The 21482-nt window shown below is 37.8% G+C and carries 19 protein-coding genes and 1 pseudogene; 2 read left to right on the top strand and 18 right to left on the bottom strand.

Translation table 11 applies throughout. The features are described 5' to 3' along the window. Positions 1-76: 76 nt before the first annotated feature. The 4 genes and pseudogenes from rpoZ to UtA1_RS07865 all read right to left on the bottom strand — a co-directional run bounded on the left by rpoZ (position 77) and on the right by UtA1_RS07865 (position 2853). On the bottom strand, positions 77-301 hold the full coding sequence (gene rpoZ / locus UtA1_RS07880) for a DNA-directed RNA polymerase subunit omega (RefSeq protein WP_096550616.1): 225 nt from the start codon (positions 299-301) through the stop codon (positions 77-79). A gap of 2 nt (positions 302-303) precedes the next feature. After that, the gene (gmk, locus tag UtA1_RS07875) at positions 304-921 is read right to left on the bottom strand and encodes a guanylate kinase (RefSeq protein WP_016837471.1); all 618 of its coding nucleotides are present in this window, start codon (positions 919-921) and stop codon (positions 304-306) included. 37 nt (positions 922-958) lie between these two features. Beyond that, positions 959-1834: a YicC/YloC family endoribonuclease gene (locus UtA1_RS07870; RefSeq protein WP_016837472.1), complete on the bottom strand. Its 876-nt coding sequence runs from the start codon at positions 1832-1834 to the stop codon at positions 959-961. Positions 1835-1932: 98 nt separating this feature from the next. Continuing rightward, positions 1933-2853, bottom strand: a pseudogene (locus UtA1_RS07865) (NAD(P)H-binding protein). 167 nt (positions 2854-3020) lie between these two features. On the opposite strand from UtA1_RS07865, the gene UtA1_RS07860 reads away from it, so the two are divergent. Next, positions 3021-4457 (top strand): DDE-type integrase/transposase/recombinase, encoded by a 1437-nt coding sequence (locus UtA1_RS07860; protein ID WP_096550615.1) that lies wholly within the window; start codon positions 3021-3023, stop codon positions 4455-4457. Positions 4458-4777: 320 nt separating this feature from the next. Here UtA1_RS07860 and UtA1_RS07855 read toward each other — a convergent pair whose 3' ends face one another. Next, the gene (locus UtA1_RS07855) at positions 4778-5344 is read right to left on the bottom strand and encodes a TetR/AcrR family transcriptional regulator (protein ID WP_096550614.1); all 567 of its coding nucleotides are present in this window, start codon (positions 5342-5344) and stop codon (positions 4778-4780) included. Positions 5345-5546: 202 nt separating this feature from the next. Here UtA1_RS07855 and UtA1_RS07850 point away from each other — a divergent pair, with 202 nt between their 5' ends. Beyond that, on the top strand, positions 5547-7232 hold the full coding sequence (locus UtA1_RS07850; protein WP_096550613.1) for an Rqc2 family fibronectin-binding protein: 1686 nt from the start codon (positions 5547-5549) through the stop codon (positions 7230-7232). Between the two features lie 127 nt (positions 7233-7359). Here the strand turns inward: UtA1_RS07850 and pyrE are convergent, their stop codons facing one another. From pyrE to lspA, 13 genes are all read right to left on the bottom strand, one after another. Further along, positions 7360-7989, bottom strand: a complete 630-nt coding sequence (gene pyrE / locus UtA1_RS07845) for an orotate phosphoribosyltransferase (protein ID WP_096550612.1) — start codon at positions 7987-7989, stop codon at positions 7360-7362. Next, positions 7989-8687, bottom strand: coding sequence for an orotidine-5'-phosphate decarboxylase (gene pyrF / locus UtA1_RS07840; RefSeq protein ID WP_096550611.1), 699 nt, complete (start codon positions 8685-8687; stop codon positions 7989-7991). The genes pyrE and pyrF overlap by 1 nt, the downstream gene beginning before the upstream one ends. Continuing rightward, complete coding sequence (locus UtA1_RS07835; protein WP_096550610.1) at positions 8687-9598, bottom strand: dihydroorotate dehydrogenase; 912 nt, start codon at positions 9596-9598, stop codon at positions 8687-8689. The genes pyrF and UtA1_RS07835 overlap by 1 nt, the downstream gene beginning before the upstream one ends. After that, positions 9595-10368, bottom strand: a complete 774-nt coding sequence (locus tag UtA1_RS07830) for a dihydroorotate dehydrogenase electron transfer subunit (RefSeq protein WP_096550609.1) — start codon at positions 10366-10368, stop codon at positions 9595-9597. The genes UtA1_RS07835 and UtA1_RS07830 overlap by 4 nt, the downstream gene beginning before the upstream one ends. Beyond that, positions 10365-13562: a carbamoyl-phosphate synthase large subunit gene (gene carB, locus UtA1_RS07825; RefSeq protein ID WP_096550608.1), complete on the bottom strand. Its 3198-nt coding sequence runs from the start codon at positions 13560-13562 to the stop codon at positions 10365-10367. Before carB ends, UtA1_RS07830 begins: the two co-directional genes overlap by 4 nt. Next, on the bottom strand, positions 13549-14652 hold the full coding sequence (locus tag UtA1_RS07820; protein ID WP_096550607.1) for a carbamoyl phosphate synthase small subunit: 1104 nt from the start codon (positions 14650-14652) through the stop codon (positions 13549-13551). Before UtA1_RS07820 ends, carB begins: the two co-directional genes overlap by 14 nt. Next, positions 14652-15926 (bottom strand): dihydroorotase, encoded by a 1275-nt coding sequence (locus tag UtA1_RS07815; protein WP_096550606.1) that lies wholly within the window; start codon positions 15924-15926, stop codon positions 14652-14654. Before UtA1_RS07815 ends, UtA1_RS07820 begins: the two co-directional genes overlap by 1 nt. A 1-nt stretch (position 15927) precedes the next feature. Then, on the bottom strand, positions 15928-16797 hold the full coding sequence (locus UtA1_RS07810) for an aspartate carbamoyltransferase catalytic subunit (RefSeq protein ID WP_096550605.1): 870 nt from the start codon (positions 16795-16797) through the stop codon (positions 15928-15930). A 134-nt stretch (positions 16798-16931) separates the two neighbouring features. Continuing rightward, entirely contained in the window at positions 16932-18263 is a 1332-nt protein-coding gene (locus tag UtA1_RS07805; protein WP_016837485.1) for a solute carrier family 23 protein, read from the bottom strand. Positions 18264-18284: 21 nt separating this feature from the next. Further along, on the bottom strand, positions 18285-18830 hold the full coding sequence (pyrR, locus tag UtA1_RS07800; protein WP_016837486.1) for a bifunctional pyr operon transcriptional regulator/uracil phosphoribosyltransferase PyrR: 546 nt from the start codon (positions 18828-18830) through the stop codon (positions 18285-18287). 114 nt (positions 18831-18944) lie between these two features. Further along, complete coding sequence (locus UtA1_RS17120) at positions 18945-19088, bottom strand: hypothetical protein (protein WP_172597783.1); 144 nt, start codon at positions 19086-19088, stop codon at positions 18945-18947. 676 nt (positions 19089-19764) lie between these two features. Next, positions 19765-20679, bottom strand: coding sequence for an RluA family pseudouridine synthase (locus UtA1_RS07790; RefSeq protein ID WP_096550604.1), 915 nt, complete (start codon positions 20677-20679; stop codon positions 19765-19767). Next, positions 20676-21155 (bottom strand): signal peptidase II, encoded by a 480-nt coding sequence (lspA, locus tag UtA1_RS07785; protein WP_096550603.1) that lies wholly within the window; start codon positions 21153-21155, stop codon positions 20676-20678. The genes UtA1_RS07790 and lspA overlap by 4 nt, the downstream gene beginning before the upstream one ends. Positions 21156-21482: the final 327 nt, after the last annotated feature.

Raw genomic sequence — 21482 nt, 5'->3', positions numbered from 1 at the left:
TTCACCCTTTCAAAGGATAAGCTCCCAAAGAATGTTTCTCCGGGAGCTACTCGTAGTTTTACATTAAATTTTACTTCTATTGTTCATCAGAATAAACTTTGTTAGCATCTTGGATTTCCATTTCTAATAAACCTGCAGCAACTTCTTCCAACGCTTTCCCAACTGGTTTATGTGATTTATACTCAGACAATTTAAAGTTTCCAAGTTCTTGTAATTGACGGGCACGTTTTGATGCTAAACTAACTAATGAATATTTGGAGTCTACTTTTCCTTTCAACACATCAATGGATGGATATAACATCATCATTCTCCTTTCAACATCGATAAATATCTTTTTTCAACACGTTCACGGCGGCAATGTTCAGCCATGATGATTGCATTTATTTTTTCACAAGCTTTTTGAATTTCATCATTTTCTACAACATAATCATATAAACTCATCATTTCAAGTTCTTCTTTTGCAGTTTCAATTCTCTTTTGAATAATTTCTTCCGTTTCTGTACCGCGACCTATTAATCGTCTTTCTAACTCCGACAAACTAGGAGGTGCTAAAAAGATGAAAAGAGCTTCCGGAACTTTTTCGCGAATTTGAGCCGCTCCTTGAACTTCGATTTCTAAAAAAACATCGCGGCCTGCATCCAATGTTTCATTTACATAATCGAGAGGGGTGCCATAATAGTTGCCTACAAATTCAGCATACTCTAATAGTTTTCCCTCCTCGATTAATTTTTCAAACTCTTCTCGAGTTTTAAAAAAATAATCGACTCCATCGACTTCTCCCTCACGAGGTTTTCGAGTTGTCATTGAAATGGAGTATTCATAATTTGTATTCGGTTGTTTAAAAAGCTCTTTTCTTACTGTTCCTTTCCCAACACCAGATGGGCCAGAAAGAACAATTAATAATCCGCGCTCTTTTTTCATCGATTTCATACTCTCCCTTATTACTACCTTTCCAAGCTTATTCAATATTTTGAACTTGTTCTCGCATTTTTTCTAAAATAGTTTTTGATTGAACAACCACTGGTGAAATGATTACAGACTGATTTTTCGACCCAATTGTATTAATTTCTCTGAGCATTTCTTGCATAAGGAAATCTAATTTTCTTCCTATGGAAAAAGGTTCTTCTAACGTCTCTTCTAACTGCTGGAAGTGACTTTCAAGTCGATCCAATTCTTCCGATATATCAATCCGATCAGCGAAAATAGCGACTTCAGCAAGTATTCTATCTTCTACTTCTTCCACATTTGCAATTTCTGCTAATCTTTCTGTCAATTTTTCTCGATGTTTTTTTACTGCATCTTGCGAATGTTCACGAATAAATTTTACTTGCGCTTTAAGCTCATCATTATATTCGAGCAACACTTGTTTTAATTCTTGTCCTTCTCGCTCTCGCATTTCTACTAATTTTTCCATCGCTTCTCGGACAGCAATTTCAACACTAGATGCAATCTCTTCTGGTGTTAACTCTTTTTTTTCATATAAAAGTGCACCTTCTAATGATAGCACTTCTTGCATAGAATATTGCTCATCTATTGGGATTACTTGGCGAAGTTCATCTTTTGCATTTTTATAGGCTTCAATAAGAGACCAATTAATTTTAAAATCTTTTACTTCTTCACCAGTAAGTTTTAAGTTTACTAAACAATCAAATTTCCCTCGTTTTACATATTGAGATATGATTTTTTTTGCAAGCAGTTCTGCCTCTAACCACTCTTTTGGAAATTTTGTATAAATTTCTAAAAAGCGATGATTCACTGATCGAATTTCTACTGTCAGTTGATAATCATTCGTAGTTGTGACACCTCTGCCAAAACCAGTCATACTACGCACCAAGGTAAGTCACACCTTTCATAAAGCTATGCTCCAATTATAACACATGATTAAAAAATTATAACGTATTTATCCGTTATTAGAAGATTAACTTAGCTTTTTTATTTTATTTGAAAAATTTCTCTTAGTCCATCATAGTATGATGTTTTTGGTAGGGGACCGATTTCCCGCTCATATTTTTCACCGCTTAAAATAACAGGTTCATCAATTAAATAAAACATCTCCGAAAATTCACGCATAAATGGGTTGAATAATCCTACCATTTGAACCATTCTTTTCGTTACAATGGAGATTTTTTTATCATATCCCGTAAACTCTCGAATCATTTGAATGATTTCTTCCCCGGTAATCGGACCGTAAGAAGGAATATTCCACTCTTGCCCATAAGCCTTTTCATTCAATACTAAGTTTACAAAAGCCTTTGCTCCATCAGGCAAATAAATGTATTCCCTCGCCAACTTTGGATTCCCTATAAACATGGCCTTTTTATTGTTGATAACGGCACTGATGGTTGTATTTAATGTGGTATTGTCCGCATTTGGACCGTAAAAATCCGGGAAATGGGCAATTGTATATGTAATTTCGGAATTCTTGATTATGTTTTCTAATTGCAATCGGATTTTCCCTTTTTAAGTATGAGGATTTTTCGGCATATCCTCCGTCATTTTTTTGCCAACACTTCGACCATAAGCATATATATTATCAACATAAGCAAATTTTATGTTGTACTTTTTTACAGTTTGAATAACATTGTCTATTAATACAGGAAGTTTTTTCCATTCTTGATAAGGGATATTCACTGAATGGACGATTAAATCCACATCTTGGGCTGCTTTAAGTAAATCGGTTTGATTAAATAAGTCTCCTTGCACCACTTCCACTCGTTCTTCGTTGTGGAATAGCCTCAGCAATTTCTCCTTATTTCGTGCAAAAGCTTTCACTTCGATTCCCCGATCGGAAAATTCTTTTACAAGTGAAGAACCCATATTCCCTGAAGCACCAAGAACCAATACTTTTTTCATAAAAAACTCCTCCTTTTTATTGTCGTATTGTCAAAAATTACTTAATAAAACTTACGTTTTTGTTGATATAACTAGTTTTATATAAAAAAAACTTGCCACCCCCTTAAAATTAGGGTATTTATGAGGTAACCACACACTCAAAAATCCCTAATAAAGGAAGTGACAAGTTGTTACCTCAATTATTAACCTATTTGCTTGAATATATCAAGTACCAAGATCAAATGATTCGAACATTACTTACCCTTCTGATTGGAAAAAACATGTTTGATAAGCCAACTGAAAAGCCTGTCAATAAGCCTTATCAAAAACTCCAGGTGGATGAGCTGCCAATCATTGAAACTCTACAAAAGCTCGATTATCAAATTCTTCTCAAAGAATATTTGGAGAAGAACGGGAAACCTCTCAAACCTGTTCAGAGGCGTTCCAATTCAAAAGGTAAAGTACCTTCATCCATGAAATGTCCAAGGTGTGGTGCTCCGTCAGATTATCTTTATGCCAATAACGGAGGTAAAGGACAGTATCAATGCAAGGTGTGTGCGTGTCTGTTTAATAAAAAGAATCAATATGCCAAGGAGGCTGTACTAAAATGTCCACACTGTTCGAAAACACTCGAGAAGATCAAGGAAAGAAAAGATTTTCTCGTATTTAAGTGCAAAAACAATGACTGTCCGTATTACAAAAAGAAACTGCGAGGAATGTCTAAAAAAGAGAAAAAGCAGTTCGAAAAGGATCCTCAGTCTTTTAAAGTTCGATACATATTCCGTCAGTTTCAAATTGATTATCAGCCGTTAGCCAAACATTCACCTAAGAAGCCAAAAGTGGATTTGTCCAGGCTTCATGTGTCACCGCACACATTGGGGCTCATTTTAACCTACCATGTAAACTATGGCTTATCGGCTCGGAAAACAGCTGCACTGATGAAGGATGTTCATGGCGTACCCATCTCTCACCAGAGTATATTGAATTACGAAAACAGCGTAGCACTTCTTCTTAAACCTTATGTGGATCATTATCCTTACGAGCTTTCTGATCAATTCTGCGGAGACGAAACATACATTAAGGTGAATGGTCGTTGGCATTATCTTTTTTTCTTTTTTGATGCGGTAAAGAAAATTATTCTGTCCTACCCTGTTTCTCCAAATCGTGATACGGTATCAGCCATTCGTGCGATTGATGAGGCCTTATGGAAGATGAAAGAGATCCCGGAAGACCTCACCTTTGTCGTAGATGGCAATCCGATTTACCTTTTAGCACAACACTTTTTTGCCCAGCACGGTATTACGTTTGATGTGAAGCAGGTCATTGGACTAACCAACGAAGACCAGGTTTCAACGGAATACAGACCGCTAAAACAAATTATTGAAAGACTGAATCGAACATTTAAGGGCAATTACAGATCGACACACGGATTTGGATCAGATCACGGATCCGTTTCTTATGTGACTTTGTTTGTGGCTTATTTTAATTTCTTGCGGCCACATTCAGCCCTGGAAGGCAAAGTGCCTGTAGTTATTCCAGAGCTAAAAGGACTGCCGAATATGCCTGCACGTTGGACAAAACTGATTGGTTTAGCTCAACAATGGCTAGTAGAGCAAACTGCCTAACTTTTTGTTTAGCAGAGCCCTTACCAGCATCGGCGAAGCGAACTCTTGACAAACCGAACCAGTCAATGGTTTAAAATGGGAATTGGCAAGGGCTTCTTTGGTGTGCCTTCTTTTTGTTCCCTTCGCCCTTGTTGGTTCGAAATCAAACCATTGACGTGTTTGTCAAGAGCGATTGCGGCGGCATTTCCTCTAGTTTCGCTAGATCACATCCCTCCAAAACTAAGTTTTCATAGATTTTTTGACACTACCTTTATTGTCCAGTGATCAATTAAAGGTTCATCAAGTTTTATTGACCACTGGTTAAATATATGTAAAAAAAATTAACACACTCCCTTAAGCAAAAATTTCACATGATCAATCGCAGCACCCTCCACCTCATCATAACCAACAATATGCGATAAATAGTGACTGACAAAACCATGCAAGGAAAGAAAAATTGACCAAATATCCTTTAATTGCAATTTTTGATTCGATAATGTGTATAAAGCATTGGCAAACTTCTCATATACCTTCATCGGTTGTTCATTGATGAAATTGCGTACCTCATCATCTTTTAGCATAAACATTATTTCATAATGGCTCTGATGGTTTAAACCAAACTTGATATACCCAAGCATACATTGCTCAAGTTTTTCTAAATTTTCAATGTCCTTCTGTAATACATTGTTTAATTCCTGTTCTAATAGAACAAAATATTCCTTCACCAATGCATAAAATAATTCCGCTTTACTTTGAAAATGATAATACAGAGCTCCGTGTGAGCAGCCAAGTTCTTTTGCAATTTGACGCATCGAAACTTGCTGATAGCCGTTTTTTACGAACAAATCTCTTGCTGCATCCATTATCATGTTTGGCGTAAGAACAGGTTTTGACGCATCTCTTGCCATAATAAATCCTCCATGTCTTTCTCGTTGCAATCAATTGATTGACCACCGTTCAATAATAAGATAATTCAATTGTTGTTAAATGTCAAAAGAATTTTTCTTAATAAACTTTTCATATCTTGGGAATTGCTTTAGAATCAATGCAGAGATATAGAAACATAATAAAATAATATCTCAGTGATTTTTCAAGAAAAGAGGAACAATTATGGCATTTGATGGATTATTTACAGTAGCGATGATCAATGAACTGAAGGGACTTGAAACCGGACGGATTTCAAAAGTTCATCAACCGAATGCATTGGAAGTAGTGCTCCATATCCGGGCAAAAGGGAAAAATGAGAAATTATTATTTTCCATTCACCCATCATATGCCCGTGTTCACATAACAAAAGAATCGATTGATAATCCACAAGAACCGCCAATGTTTTGCATGCTCCTCAGAAAACATATCGAAGGCGGCATTATTACAAGAATTGAAAATGAAGGTTTTGAACGGGTGATCACGTTTCACATAGAAAGCAAAAATGAAATCGGCGATCCGGTCAACCGGAAATTGATCATTGAAATCATGGGAAGGCACAGCAATTTGGTCTTAGTCGATGGCGAAAGCAATAAAATCATCGATGGATTAAAACATTTACCACCTTCCGTTAACAGTTATCGAACAGTGCTTCCAGGATTTGAGTATATCCATCCACCAGCACAACAAAAAGCCAATCCGATTACAATATCTGATGAGGAGATTACGAACTTTTTCTCAAATGAAAAAACATCACAAGAAGTAGTTGCTCATTTTGCTGGATTTTCTCCTTTTCATGCGAAAGAATTATTGCATCGAATGAAGGACGAAAACAATAAAATTGAAATATTCCGCACGTTTATAAACGAAATTCTTGCTAGTGCTAATCCTACTTATTTAGAAGTTGATGGAAAACCTTATTTTTCACCGACAACAATTACTCATGTATCGGGGAAAAATACGTTTTTTGTTGATTTAAGCTCCCTCCTAGACCGAGCATTTTACAGAAGAGCTGAAAGGGACCGTGTAAAACAACAAGCGGGCGACTTAGAACGCTTTTTACAAAATGAAATCAATAAATTGAAAACAAAATTAAAAAAGTTACATAAAGATTTAGAACAAGCTTCCAAATTAAATCAATACCAGTTATATGGCGAACTATTAATGGCTAATTTATACCAATTCGACAAAGGCATGAAGGAAGTTACCGTAACGAATTACTACAATGAACAAGAATTGACAATACCATTAGATGAAAGAAAAACACCTATTGAAAATGCCCAAAGCTATTATGCGAGATACAATAAAGCTAAACATGCGCTCATTCGGGTAAAAGAGCAAATTGATAAAACAAAAGAGGAAATTGAATATTTTGAAATGCTCATCAACCAAGTAAACCAAGCAAGCCCAACGGATATTGAAGAAATTCGTGATGAACTGGCAGAACAAGGCTATTTGAAAAAAAGAAACAAAAAACAAAAGCAAAAACAATTAAAACCTGTTCCTGAAAAATTTATGTCATCAACAGGAGTTCCTATATCGGTCGGCAAAAACAATAAACAAAACGACTATTTAACCTTTAAATTAGCTAAAAAATCCGATACTTGGCTTCACACAAAAGATATTCCAGGATCACATGTCGTCATTCATTCGGATAATCCAGACGACACAACATTGAAAGAAGCTGCTATATTAAGCGCCTATTTTAGCAAAGCAAGAAGCTCCTCTTCTGTGCCAGTAGACTATACGAAAATTCGACATGTAAAAAAGCCGAATGGAGCAAAACCAGGTTTTGTGATTTATTTTGAACAAAAAACGCTCTATGTCACACCGGATGAAGAAGTTGTATTAAAACTTAAGAAAAAAGATTGATTTTTTACTATTTTCAGTCCAGGGCGATCCTTTTCATCCCGCACCGGATCTACTGGATATTTTTTCCTGGCTTTGCATAATAAAAAATTCTCCTGAATCATTTTAATGACTCAGGAGAATTTTTTTATTATAATCTACCAGCTTTCAAATCTTCATGCCAATTTTTTAAGAATGGAATATCGTCGGACTTAATAGCACCAGAATCTTTTGCCGCTTCAATTAAATAGTCGAAATTCGTTAAGCTGACATACTTTATACCCTCATTTTCAAAAGCATCCTCGGCTTTTGGCAAATTGTATGTATAAACACATACAACACCCACGACTTCGCATCCTGCATCTCTTAATGCTTTTACTGCAGTAAGTGATGAACCGCCAGTTGAAATGATGTCTTCTACAACAACAACCTTCTGACCTGGTTCTAGTTTCCCCTCAATTTGATTGCCTCGTCCATGATCTTTCGGTTTGGAACGCACATATACCATCGGCAATTGTAATACATCACTCACCCATGCAGCATGAGGAATTCCTGCTGTTGCTGTGCCTGCAACCACTTCTGTTTCAGGAAAATGTTCCTTAATTTTTTCCGCTAAACCTTTCGCAATTTGTTTTCTTGCTTCTGGATAAGAAATGGTTAAACGTGTATCACAATAAATGGGTGATTTAATTCCACTTGCCCAAGTAAATAATTCCGATGCGTTTAATTCAACAGCACCTACTAATAACATGATTTGGGCAATTTCTTTTTCAATAGCCATTAAATTCCCTCCCAAAGTTGGCATACCTTTTTATAAGCTGCTACAGGATTTTCTGCTTTAGTCACTGCTCGTCCAATAACAATATAAGAAGAGCCATTGATTCGGGCATAGTCAGGGGTTGCAATCCGTTTCTGATCGTGAGCATCTCCACCAGGCAGTCGAATTCCAGGTGTCACTCGTAAGAACGTTTCTCCACATACATCCGCAATATTTTTTGCTTCATGAACAGAGCAAACAACTCCATCTAATCCAGCATCTTTCGTTAATTGTGCATAATGCAATACTGAATCTAACAAGGATAATGGGATTTTTTGCTCCTTTTGCATTTGTTCTTCCGTTGTAGACGTTAATTGAGTCACGGCAATGAGCATTGCCCTTTTGTCAGTACTTCCTGCCTCTAATCCTTCAATGGCTGCTTCCATCATATTTTTTCCGCCGGCTGCATGCACATTTACTAAATCAACGCCCAAACGAGCTAGCCCTTTCATTGCAGATTTCACTGTATTTGGAATGTCATGAAGTTTTAAATCAAGGAATATATCATGTCCTAAATCCTTAATTTTTCTTACAATATCAGGACCTTCTTGATAAAAAAGCTCCATTCCAATTTTCACAAACAATTTTTCATCGAATTGGTTTAAAAATTGAAAAACTTTTATTTCACTTGGAAAATCTAATGCAATAATCGGTTTGTTCATTAACGATGGCTCCTTCCGATAATCTCTTTAATATGCTTTACTTCAAGCTCATCTAACTTCGCTGGAAGGGCATCAATAATATTCGGACAAATGAATGGATCGATAAAGTTCATTGTACCCACTGCAACTGCTGATGCACCAGCAGACATAAAGTCGATTACGTCTTGTACGCAAGACACGCCACCCATACCGATAATCGGAATATCTACCGTTTTATATACTTCATAAACCATTCGTAAAGCAATCGGTTTTACCGCTGGACCGGATAGTCCTCCTGTAACATTGGCGATGACTGGTTTTCCAGTTTTTTCATCGAGTCGCATGCCCAATAATGTATTAATCATCGTAATTCCATCGGCTCCGCCTATTTCAACCGCTTGTGCCATTTCCACGATATTCGTTACATTAGGTGAAAGTTTCACATATACAGGCACTTGAGAAACGGCCTTCACTTGTTCTACAAGTTCTCTAGCAATCACAGGGTCTGTTCCGAACGTAATGCCTCCTTGCTTAACATTCGGGCACGAAATATTTAATTCTAATGCTTTGACATTTGGAGCAGTTGAAATGCGTCTTGCCACTTCCACATAATCTTCCGGCGTTGTACCTGCCACATTGGCGATAATCGGCACATCAAAGCGTTCTAACCAAGGCAATTCTTCAGCCATGACTTTTTCGAGTCCTGGATTTTGTAATCCGATGGCATTCAGCATTCCAGCAGGTGTTTCTGCTACACGAGGCGTCGGATTTCCAAGTCGGGGTTCTACTGTCGTTGCTTTAATCATAATGGCTCCCAACTTGGAAAGGTCATACAACCCGGCATATTCACGGCCAAATCCGAAACAACCAGAAGCAGGCATAATCGGATTTTTTAATTGCAAACCAGGGAGTTGGATATCTAATCGATTCATAATTTCACAACTCCTTTCTCAAATACAGGACCATCTGAACAAATTTTAACGTAGCCTTTCTCTTGCCCTTCTTCTGTTTTGCAAATGCACGCAAAACAAGCACCAATACCGCAGCCCATTCGTTCTTCAAGGGATAAATATCCTTTTTTCTCCTCATACATTGAAGCCAATGCTCTTAACATCGGCAGCGGGCCACATGAATAAAAGATATTAAAATCTGGTTTTAATTCGTTCAATAAATCCGTTACAAATCCTTTAAATCCTTTTGATCCGTCATCCGTTACATAATAGGTTTCGCCCAATTTTGAAAACTCTTCTTCATAAAACGCTAACTCTTCTGTTTGGAAGCCAAATACGTGGATGGTGCGAACATCTCGAGCATTTAACTGCTTTGACAGCTCATATAGAGGGGGCACACCGATCCCACCTCCAACAAGAAGAGCAGTTTCTCCTTCACGTGCTGCTTCAACTGGAAAACCATTACCGAGAGGACCTAATACATCTACTTCATCGCCAACTTGTTTCTGAGATAAAACTTTTGTCCCTCTCCCTTGAGCTCGATAAATAATTGTAAATTCGTCTGCTTCTTTCTGAATATTCGCTATACTAATTGGTCGTCTTAACAAAGGCTCCAACAAATCTGAAACTCGTATATGAACAAATTGTCCAGGAGACATCTCCTGAACAATTTGCCCTTGCAAAGTCATTTCAAAAATGTCTTTCGCAATTTCCCTTTGACTTACTACCGTCATACGCTCTTGTCGAATCATGAATATACCTCCGCTTTCGGCATTTCCTGTATTGCAAATGTCATGGATTCAATGACTGTTATTAAAGCATTAGCTGTATCCAATGATGTTAAACAAGGAATGCCGTTTTCAACAGTTTCTCGGCGAATGCGGAAACCGTCGCGGGCAGGTTGTTTTCCTTTCGTTAAAGTATTAATTACGACTTGGGCTTCACCGTTTTGGATTACATCCACCAACGTTTTGCCTTTGCCCCCAATTTTATCTACTACTTCTGTTCGTATGCCTGCTTCTTCGAATTTTTTCGCTGTTCCCTCTGTCGCCATGATGCGATAACCTACAGATTGGAAACGTTTTGCAAGGCTAATGGCTTCTTCTTTATCTTTATCGGCTACTGTAAATAACACAGTTCCATACGGTTTGATTTCTATACCTGAAGCAACCAACCCTTTATATAACGCTTTTTCTAACGTTATGTCTTTGCCCATTACTTCACCAGTTGACTTCATTTCAGGGCCAAGTGTGATATCGACGCGTCGAAGTTTTGCAAAACTGAATACAGGTACTTTTACATATACACCTTTTTTCTCTTCAACTAGACCTGTTTCGTAACCTTGTTCAACAATTGATTGACCTAAAATCGCTTTTGTTGCAACATTCGCCATCGGGATGTTTGTAATTTTACTTAAGAACGGTACTGTTCTTGATGCACGAGGGTTTACTTCAATGACATATACATTTCCATCTGAAATGACATATTGGATGTTCATTAAACCGACAATATTTAATCCTCTAGCCAATCTAGTTGTGTAATCCACAATCGTATCAATTTGTTTTTGCGTTAAACTTTGTGGTGGATAAACAGAAATTGAGTCACCTGAGTGAACCCCAGCCCGTTCAATATGTTCCATAATGCCAGGAATGAGTACATTTTCTCCATCAGAAATCGCATCTACTTCTACTTCTTTACCTGTTAAATAACGGTCAATTAATACAGGATGATCTGGAGAAGCTTCTACCGCATTTTCCATATAATGTTTCAATTCATTTTCGTTATAAACGATTTCCATTGCACGGCCGCCAAGAACGTAAGAAGGGCGAACCAATACCGGGAAGCCGATTCTCTTTGCAATTTCCAATGCTTCATCTAATGAAACTGCAGTGTCCCCTTCTGGCTGTGGAATTTCTAATTCTTTTAAAGCTTGTTCAAACAAGTTGCGATTTTCTGCTCTGTCGATATCTTCTAATGATGTACCTAAAATTTTCACACCATTTGCTGCAAGTTTATCTGCTAAGTTAATTGCTGTTTGTCCACCGAATTGTACTACTACTCCAATCGGTTTTTCTAAATCGATAATGTGCATTACATCTTCAATCGTTAAAGGCTCAAAGTAGAGTTTGTCGGAAATTGAAAAGTCTGTTGATACCGTTTCAGGGTTTGAGTTGATAATAATTGCTTCATACCCTGCTTCTTGAATTGCCCAAACCGAATGCACTGTTGCATAGTCGAACTCAACGCCTTGTCCAATTCGGATTGGACCAGAACCAAGCACGATGACAGATGGTTTGTCGGAAACAATCGATTCATTTTCTTCTTCGTAAGTTCCGTAATAATAAGGAGTTGCTGATTCAAACTCCGCTGCACAAGTGTCAACCATTTTATAAACCGGTACAATACCATTTGCTTTGCGAAGTTCGTAAATTTCTTTCGCTTCCATATCCCAAAGCTCAGCAATTTTTTGATCTGCAAAGCCTAGACGTTTTGCTTGTTTCAACACTTCTAAATCATTTTTATTTTCAGAAAGAACAGTCTCCATGTCGATAATGTTTTTCAGTTTATATAGGAAGAATAAATCGATTTGTGACCATTTATGAATTTGTTCCACAGCGACACCGCGGCGCATTGCTTCAGCGATAAAGAATAGCCGTTCGTCGCCTGCTTTCTTAATGCGTTTTTCAATCCAGTTATCATCATGATCTTCTGCATGTTTTAAATCGATATGAACATGGCCAGTCTCGAGAGAGCGAACTGCTTTTAAGATTGCTTCTTCAAAATTACGTCCTAAAGCCATTACTTCCCCAGTGGCTTTCATTTGCGTACCTAAATTTCGTTTTGCTGATTCGAATTTATCAAAAGGCCAACGTGGAATTTTTGCTACTACATAGTCGATGGCAGGTTCGAAGTCTGCATATGTAGTGCCGGTAACAGGGTTTTTAATTTCATCCAGCGTTAAACCAACCGCAATTTTTGCTGCGATTTTTGCAATCGGGTAACCTGTTGCTTTGGATGCTAAAGCAGATGAACGGGATACCCGCGGATTCACTTCAATCACATAGTAGTTGAAGCTGTTTGGATCAAGGGCTAATTGAACGTTGCATCCACCTTCGATTTTTAATGCGCGGATTATATCTAATGAGATTTTGCGCAGCATTTGATATTCCCGATCAGTTAACGTTTGGACTGGTGCTACTACAATTGAGTCACCAGTATGAATACCAACTGGGTCCACGTTTTCCATGCTACATACAACAATCGCATTATTTTTCGAGTCGCGCATTACTTCAAACTCAATTTCTTTGTAGCCTGCAATGGATTTTTCAAGTAGACATTGTTTTACTGGGCTGTATTTCAAACCGCTTGAAACAATTTCTTCCAACTCTTGTTCATTGTGACAAATTCCTCCGCCAGTACCTCCTAGCGTAAAGGCTGGTCGAACAATCACTGGATAACCGATTTTTTCAACAAAAGCTTTTGCTTCTTCAACACTATGAACAATGTCGGATTCAGGCACTGGAGCACCTAATTCAAACATCAAACTTCTGAATAATTCACGGTCTTCTGCATGATGGATTGCTTCTAATTTTGTTCCTAATACTTCTATCCCTAATTCATCCAAAATACCTGATTTTTGAAGTTCAATTGCCATATTTAAGCCAGTTTGTCCACCAAGAGTTGGAAGTATGGCATCTGGTCTTTCTTTTCTCAATATTCGGGAAACAAACTCTAAACTAATCGGTTCGATATAAACCTTATCTGCAATTTCTGTATCTGTCATAATCGTTGCAGGGTTTGAGTTTATTAGAATCACTTTATATCCTTCTTCTTTTAATGCAAGACAAGCTTGAGTACCAGCATAATCGAATTCTGCAGCTTGCCCAATAACGATAGGACCTGAACCAATAACTAAAATGCTTTCAATATCTTTACGCTTTGGCATATGCTATTTCCTCCCCTGCTCGTTCCATTAATGCAATAAATTCATCAAATAAATAGTTCGAATCTTCCGGACCTGGTGAAGCTTCCGGATGAAATTGCACTGAAAAGACTGGATGTTTTTTATGTTTTAAACCTTCGATTGTACCATCATTTAATGAAACATGCGTAATTTCTAAATCCGTACCTTCCAATGAGTTTTCATCGATCACATAACCATGGTTTTGCGAAGTGATTTCAACAACACCAGTTTGAAGATTTTTTACTGGATGGTTTCCACCACGATGTCCGAAAGGTAACTTATAGCTTTTCGCACCGCAAGCCAATGCAATCAATTGGTGCCCTAAGCAAATACCAAACATCGGAACTTTCCCAATTAATTCTTTGATTGTTTCAATAGCTTCTGTTACATCGGCGGGATTACCTGGACCATTGGATAATAGAATGCCTTCTGGACGAAAACTCATGATTTTTTCAGCAGGTGTATTATAAGGAACTACAAGAACATCACAATGACGATTATTTAATTCACGCAATATCCCGTTTTTCATTCCAAAGTCCATTAGCACTACTCGTTTCCCTCTACCAGGACTTTGGAATGGCATTTTTGTCGAAACTTCTTTTACATGATTTTTCAAATAAGGCGTTTCATTTAATTGTTTAACAATTTCTTCTACATTCACTTCCTCGCCTGCTGCAGTTAACATCGCACGAACTGCACCTTTTGAACGAATGATGCGAGTAAGTTTTCTTGTATCAATTCCTTCAATTCCAGGAATATTATGTGTTTTTAAATACTCATCCAAAGTGATTTCAGAACGGAAATTTGATGGGATTTTCGTTAATTCACGAACAACAACACCTCGAATAACAGGAGCAATCGTTTCAAAATCATCGCTGTTTATTCCATAGTTACCGATTAATGGATAAGTAAATGTTACAATTTGACCGTAAAAAGAAGGGTCAGTAATTGTTTCTTGATACCCAGTCATCCCAGTTGTGAAAACAACTTCTCCTTGACTGCTTTGTTCACTTCCAAACGCTTCTCCCTGAAATACTGTCCCATCTTCCAAAATTAAGAGACGCTTTTTCATCATTCTTCCTCCTTATAAACCACATTTCCTTCAAAGATTGTCATGACCGGCCAACCTTTTGCTTTCCATCCATTGAATGGCGTATTGCGACCTTTAGAATAAAACTCATTTGCATCAATTGTTTTCTCTTTATTTAAATCAATAATTGTTAAGTCAGCAGGTGCACCTACCTCAATTTTTCCATAAGGAAGCTCGAAAATTTCAGCAGGTTTTGTAGCCATCCAATCCACTAATTGTTTTAGTGTAAAAATTTCTGTTTCTACAAATCTTGTATAAAGCAATGGAAAGGCTGTTTCAAATCCTACAATTCCAAAAGGAGCTCCAACCATTCCGCAACATTTTTCTTCAGTAGTATGTGGTGCATGGTCTGTGGCGATGCAATCGATCGTACCATCAAGTAATCCTTCAATTAAAGCTTTTTTATCTTCTGAAGCTCGTAACGGAGGATTCATTTTCCAATTTGCATCATCACTTGGAATGTCCATATCTTCTAATAGGAGATGATGTGGACAAACTTCTGCAGTAACACGAATGCCCGCTTTTTTAGCATCTCTTACTGTACGAACGGATTCTTTCGTAGAAACGTGACAAACATGATATCTTGCCCCAGCTGCCTCGGCAAGTAATACGTCCCGCGCAATTTGTACCGATTCACAAACGCTTGGAATTCCAGGTAATCCTAATTGTTTATTACGAACCCCTTCGTGCATTACACCGCCATAGATTAATGAGTTATCTTCACAATGGGCAACAACAATTGCACCAACTTTTGCTGCATCTTGCATTTGTTCATACATTGTTGCAGCAAGTTGAACACCCACGCCATCATCTGAAAAAGCTACAGCACCATGTTCTTTTAATTCAGCGATATTGGTACGTTTTTCCCCGGCTTCATCAACAGTAAGTGAGCCATAAGGAAGGACACGAACCACTGCACTATTTTTAATTAATCCTTTAATATATTCAAGGTTTTCAACAGAATCTGGTACAGGCTTTGTATTTGGCATAGCACAAATTGTTGTAAATCCACCTCTAGCAGCTGATCGAGTGCCCGTTTCAATTGTTTCTTTATGTTCAAAACCAGGTTCCCTTAAATGAACATGTACATCGACAAATCCTGGAGAAACAAAATTTCCTTTTCCATCAATTACTTCAGCATTTTCTGGTTTTGATTCACCGATTGCAGCAATTTTGCCTTGTTCAATCGTAATCGTTGTTTCAACAAGTTCACCGTGGTCATTTAACATCTTGATATTCTCTATAAACGTCGCCATGTTATCTCTCCTTCAAAATTGTTTCAAGAATTGCCATTCGAACAAATACACCGTTTTGTACTTGTTGAAAAATTCTTGAACGTCCGCATTCCACTAGTTCTGAAGCAATTTCCACATCCCGATTGACTGGCGCCGGGTGCATGATGATTGCATGTTCCTTCATTTGCTTTTCTCGTTCGGGTGTCAACCCAAATTGTTGATGATAATTTTCCTTAGAAAAATATACATCATGTCGTTCATGTTGAATTCGAAGCAACATAATCACATCACTTTCTTCTAACAGACCGTTCCATGCGTGCTGTGCCTCAAAATTACCGGCCCATTCAGGAGGACAAAGGAAATTTACATTTACTCCTAATCGTCGCAATGCGATGGCATCAGATTTTGCAACTCTGCTATGAGAGATATCCCCTGCAATCGTTACTGTTAAACCTTCGAAGCGTCCAAATTCTTTATAAATCGTATATAAATCCAATAAACTTTGGGATGGATGCTGTCCTGTTCCATCACCGGCGTTAATAATGCCGACATTAATTCCTTCAAGCAATTCTTTGTAGTATTCATCTTCCTTTGCCCGAATGACAACCGCATCAAGTCCAATCATTTCCAACGTTTTTACAGTATCGTACAAAGTTTCCCCTTTTAGCATACTTGAAAATCCTGCTTCAAAGGGGATGACTGTACATCCTACTTTTCGTTCTGCCATTTCGAAACTTGTTTTTGTTCGAGTGCTTGGTTCAAAAAATAAATTCGCTACATAATAGGAACGTGGTAGCTTCGTTTCCGCTCCCTGTTCAAATTCTCTTGCTCTTTCTAAAATAGCCAACACTTCATCGTTTGATAAATGTTCCATTGAAAGTAAATTTTTCATTGTCAGTTTCCTCCTAATTTTATTTACACTCATTGCCATATACATGGCTTAGGAGGGATGACAAGTATGCACTTGCCATTCGTCTCCTTTTTTGCCTCACTGGACAAATCATTAAAGGATTATTGAATATCTTCTTATTTAAATTCTTCTATATTCTTTTCTCTACCCGGAAGGATTAAGTTTAAGATAACGCCAACAATAGCAGCAAGTGCCATACCTTCAATCGCAAATGCTTCAGTAAATCTGATTGCTGCGCCACCAATTCCCACCACTAAAATGACAGATGCTATAACCATGTTGCGGTTTTGACCAAAATCAACTTTGTTTTCTACAACCATTCGAAGACCACTTGATGCGATAATCCCGAATAATAGGATGGAGATTCCTCCTAAAACGGCTGTTGGAATTGTTTGTACTAACGCCATAGCTTTACCGAAGAATGAAAGTAATATTGCTATCACTGCAGCACCCATGATGACATACACTGAATACACTTTCGTAATGCCTAATACACCAATGTTTTCTCCATAAGTCGTTTTCGGTGGACCACCAATTAGCGCACTTACAAATGTACCTAAACCATCACCAAGGATGGAGCGGTGCAATCCTGGATCTTTAATATAGTTTCGTTCAACGATTTTTCCTAATACAAGTTGGTGACCGATATGTTCTGAAATCGTTACGATCACAATTGGAACCATGGCTAATAAAATTGTTGATGTTACGTTAAACTCATAATGAATTCCAGGAATTAAAAAGTCTGGGACTGCAAACCATGATGCTTCTTTTACTTTTGTAAAATCTACGATACCGATGATTGCGGAATATATATACCCGACTACTAATCCTAAAAGAATTGGCATCGCGCTTAAAATATTTTTAAAGAACACGTTGAAAAATATCGCTGCAAATAAAGTCACTAATGCTGCTGAAAAATGCCAGCCACTATATTGTTTTACTAATTCTGTTTGACCTGTATCAGAATTTACTTGTTCCACTGAAATATTCATTGCCATATCTACCGCTACTCCAGCAAGTCCAAGTCCAATTACCATGATCACTGGTCCTACTACAACAGCTGGCAATATTTTCATAATCCATTTATAGCCGGTTTTATATATTAGTAATGAAACAATTCCATATACTAAACCAACTGCCATCGCACCAATCATTGCATTTCCAGGATTCACTGCTGCACCCTCTGGATCTAAACCGCCAGATACTAATAACATCGGTGCAATAAATGCGAAGGATGAACCTAAATAAGCTGGTACTTTAAATTGTGTTACAATCAAAAAGATTATTGTTGCAATACCGCTTGTTAAAAGTGCAATCGCTGGACTTAACCCAACTAATTGGGGCACTAAAATCGTCGATCCGAACATGGCAAACATATGTTGAAAACTTAATGTAATGAGTTGTCCACTAGAAGGTTTTTCATTAATATCAATAACTTGATTTGACATAATTTTACCTCTCTATCTTCATTAGTTTGATTTGTGTAAAGTAACTTGATCCTTTCCGTCTACTTCTGTTACATGAACAACAATTTTTTCAGAACTGGAAGTCGGAATGTTTTTCCCAACATAATCTGCCCGAATTGGCAATTCCCTATGTCCTCTGTCAATTAATACAGCAAGCTGTATTTGAGCAGGACGCCCTAAATCCATCACTGCATCAAGTGCTGCGCGTACAGTTCTACCTGTATAGAGCACGTCATCAACAAGAACTATTTTTTGATCATTCACAACGTAATCAATATCCACTTGTTGTACAGTTGGCTCGTCCTCATCAAATTTCGTAGATAAATCATCGCGGTATAATGTAATATCTAATTCACCTGTGCGAACTTTTGTACCTTCAATTTTTTCGATTCTCTCAGCCAATCTCCTTGCAAGATAAGTACCGCGAGTCCTAATGCCAACTAAAATAACTTTGTCAATTCCCTTATTTCGTTCAATAATTTCGTGAGCAATTCTCGTTAACGCTCGGTTCATCGCCTGTGCGTCTAACAATTCTGTGACTTGAGCCATTCATAAATTCCTCCTTATTTCATAATCCAATCACTTTGCAATCGAGTAGGAGGGAGCGATTAACTCCCGTCCTCTCACACCACCGTACGTACGGTTCCGTATACGGCGGTTCAATTAAGATGATTGACGCAAGTCTTTATAACTTCCGTGAATAGCTATTCTCTTTATGCCAGTGGTCACTCCACCCTCCAAGAGGTCTCCCACGGGATTCACCGCTTCCTTCCTCAAGTGAGGTACTACGTTTTCTGTGTTCATCATGACTCACTGAATGCCAAGGGCTATTCTCTCTTAATTGTTCGGTCCTTCTTAGTAGTTCTAAACCAACTAATACTATGACCTCTGCTGACTTCTGACGGTTCAGCTACTTATCACTAAGTAGGTTATGAAGCGTACTTCACATATCCGCCAGACCTCCCCGGGTAAGTACATGCACTTTCACACCATCTATCCGCCTCATCTACTCGATATGACCTTCGACAGAAAGAGCTTTGTTTTGTTTGGCAAACTCACTCAATCATACCTAGCCTTATATGAGGTTCGTGTTCCTCGGACCGGTGTTTTGCCTCCAGCTTCCTTCAGATTCCGCGTCACCACGGACACCCTTGCTCTTGGCTAACCTCTACTTCTGTCTTCGGGGTTCGGGACTTACACCCTATAGTTCATGTACATGCCGGGCGCACCAAAAAAACCTCTTAAGCCGTCAGCTTAAGAGGTTGAAGTTACAGTAAAATAGTATGTTGGTATAGTAATTGAGTACAGTAATCCCTGTAAAATTGGGTACACTTCACCCTAATTAGATATAATTATACCCATTCCATCCAACATATCTCATTACCTTTTCAGCCTCTCTGGACTGCCATTAAAGGTACTCATATTTTATTGTCGATTGATGTTATTCTACTTCTGTAAAGTATAGAACTAATTATCTTCCAAGTCAACACTCTTTTCTTAATTGTTCAAGTAAATTTACAAAATCATGAGGTAAAGGTGCTTCAAATTCCATAAATTCATTTGTTCTAGGATGCACGAAACCTAAAACACCTGCATGTAAAACTTGTCCTCCAAAATCAATCGTTTTCTTTGGACCATATTTCGGATCTCCCACTAATGGATAACCAATATATTTCATATGAACGCGAATTTGATGAGTGCGCCCTGTTTCTAATTGACATTCCACTAATGTATATTTTCCTCCAAAACGTTCCAACACTTGGAAATGAGTAATTGCTTCTTTTCCATTGTTGACAACAGCCTGTTTTTGGCGGTCTTTCGGATCCCGACCAATGGGAGCATCAATTGTACCTTTATTATGTGGAATATGTCCATGAACTAATGCAGTATATTTTCGTTTTACTGTTTTATTCACTAACTGTTCAACAAGCGAATGATGGGCTTGGTCATTTTTAGCAACCATTAACAGACCAGAAGTATCTTTATCGATGCGATGAACAATCCCTGGACGAAGAACCCCGTTAATTCCAGATAAATCTTTACAATGATACATTAAGCCATTCACTAATGTACCTGTCATATGTCCTGGGGCAGGATGAACTACCATCCCCCTTGGTTTATTCACAACAAGTACATCAGAATCTTCATACACAATATCCAACTCTAAATTTTCAGGGATTACTTCAAGTATTTCAGGTTCGGGAACATCTACTTCAATAGAATCCCCTTCTTTTACTTTATATTTAGCCTTTACTTCCTTGCCGTTTACTTTTATTAGCCCTTCTTCAATCCAATTTGATATTTGTGTTCTAGACCAGTCCTCTTGAATAGTTGATAAAGCTTTATCAATTCGTTCTCCTGCATGTTCTGCTTCAATTGTTATGGATACAACTGTCATTGTTTCACCTTTCTCTGTTCTTTTTGATCTTCCTTTAATATCACAATTATCAACATGACTACGGATATCGTCAATGCCGCATCAGCTACATTAAAAATAGGAAAATCATAGCGGATAATTGGAATGAAAACATCAATAAAATCAACCACTTCACCTCGAAAAACTCGATCAATAAAGTTGCCGAATGCTCCACCTAATAAAATCATTAAACTAACGCCAAGGAAAGGCTTATTTTTTCCTTCTTTATGAAAATAATAAATCACACCGACAATTACAATAATCGTGACAATATAAAAAATCCACATTTGTCCTTGAAGCATTCCCCAAGCTGCTCCACGATTTCGATGACTTAAAATACCAATCCAAGGATCCCATATGCCAATCCGATCACCTATTTGCATCCTCGTCACGATAAACCATTTTGTAATTTGATCAATCAATATGATGAATAGTGCTAAAACGTAGTATTTAAACACATTCTTTCCCCCGTTTGCCTATATATCTTCATTATTCTAACATATTCCTTCAATTAATACAGAGAAACTATTCCTTTTATTTCAATTCTGATGTAAAATTACAAAACACTTGTGCGGATACACTCCTCGCTCGTGTAGATAATCCTCCTACTTGTGCGAATACACTCCCCGCTCGTGTAGATATCCTCCTACTTGTGCGGATACACTCCCCGCTCGTGTAGATAATCCTCCTACTTGTGCGAATACACTCCCCGCTCGTGTAGATAATTCTCCTACTTGTGCGGATACACTCCCCGCTCGTGCAGATAACTCCATTGTTCATGTGAA

Source organism: Ureibacillus thermosphaericus (assembly GCF_002370195.2).
Lineage (GTDB): Bacteria > Bacillota > Bacilli > Bacillales_A > Planococcaceae > Ureibacillus > Ureibacillus thermosphaericus.
The sequence above is the reverse complement of the archived record's forward strand: the minus strand, read 5'-3'. Positions and strand labels throughout refer to the sequence as shown.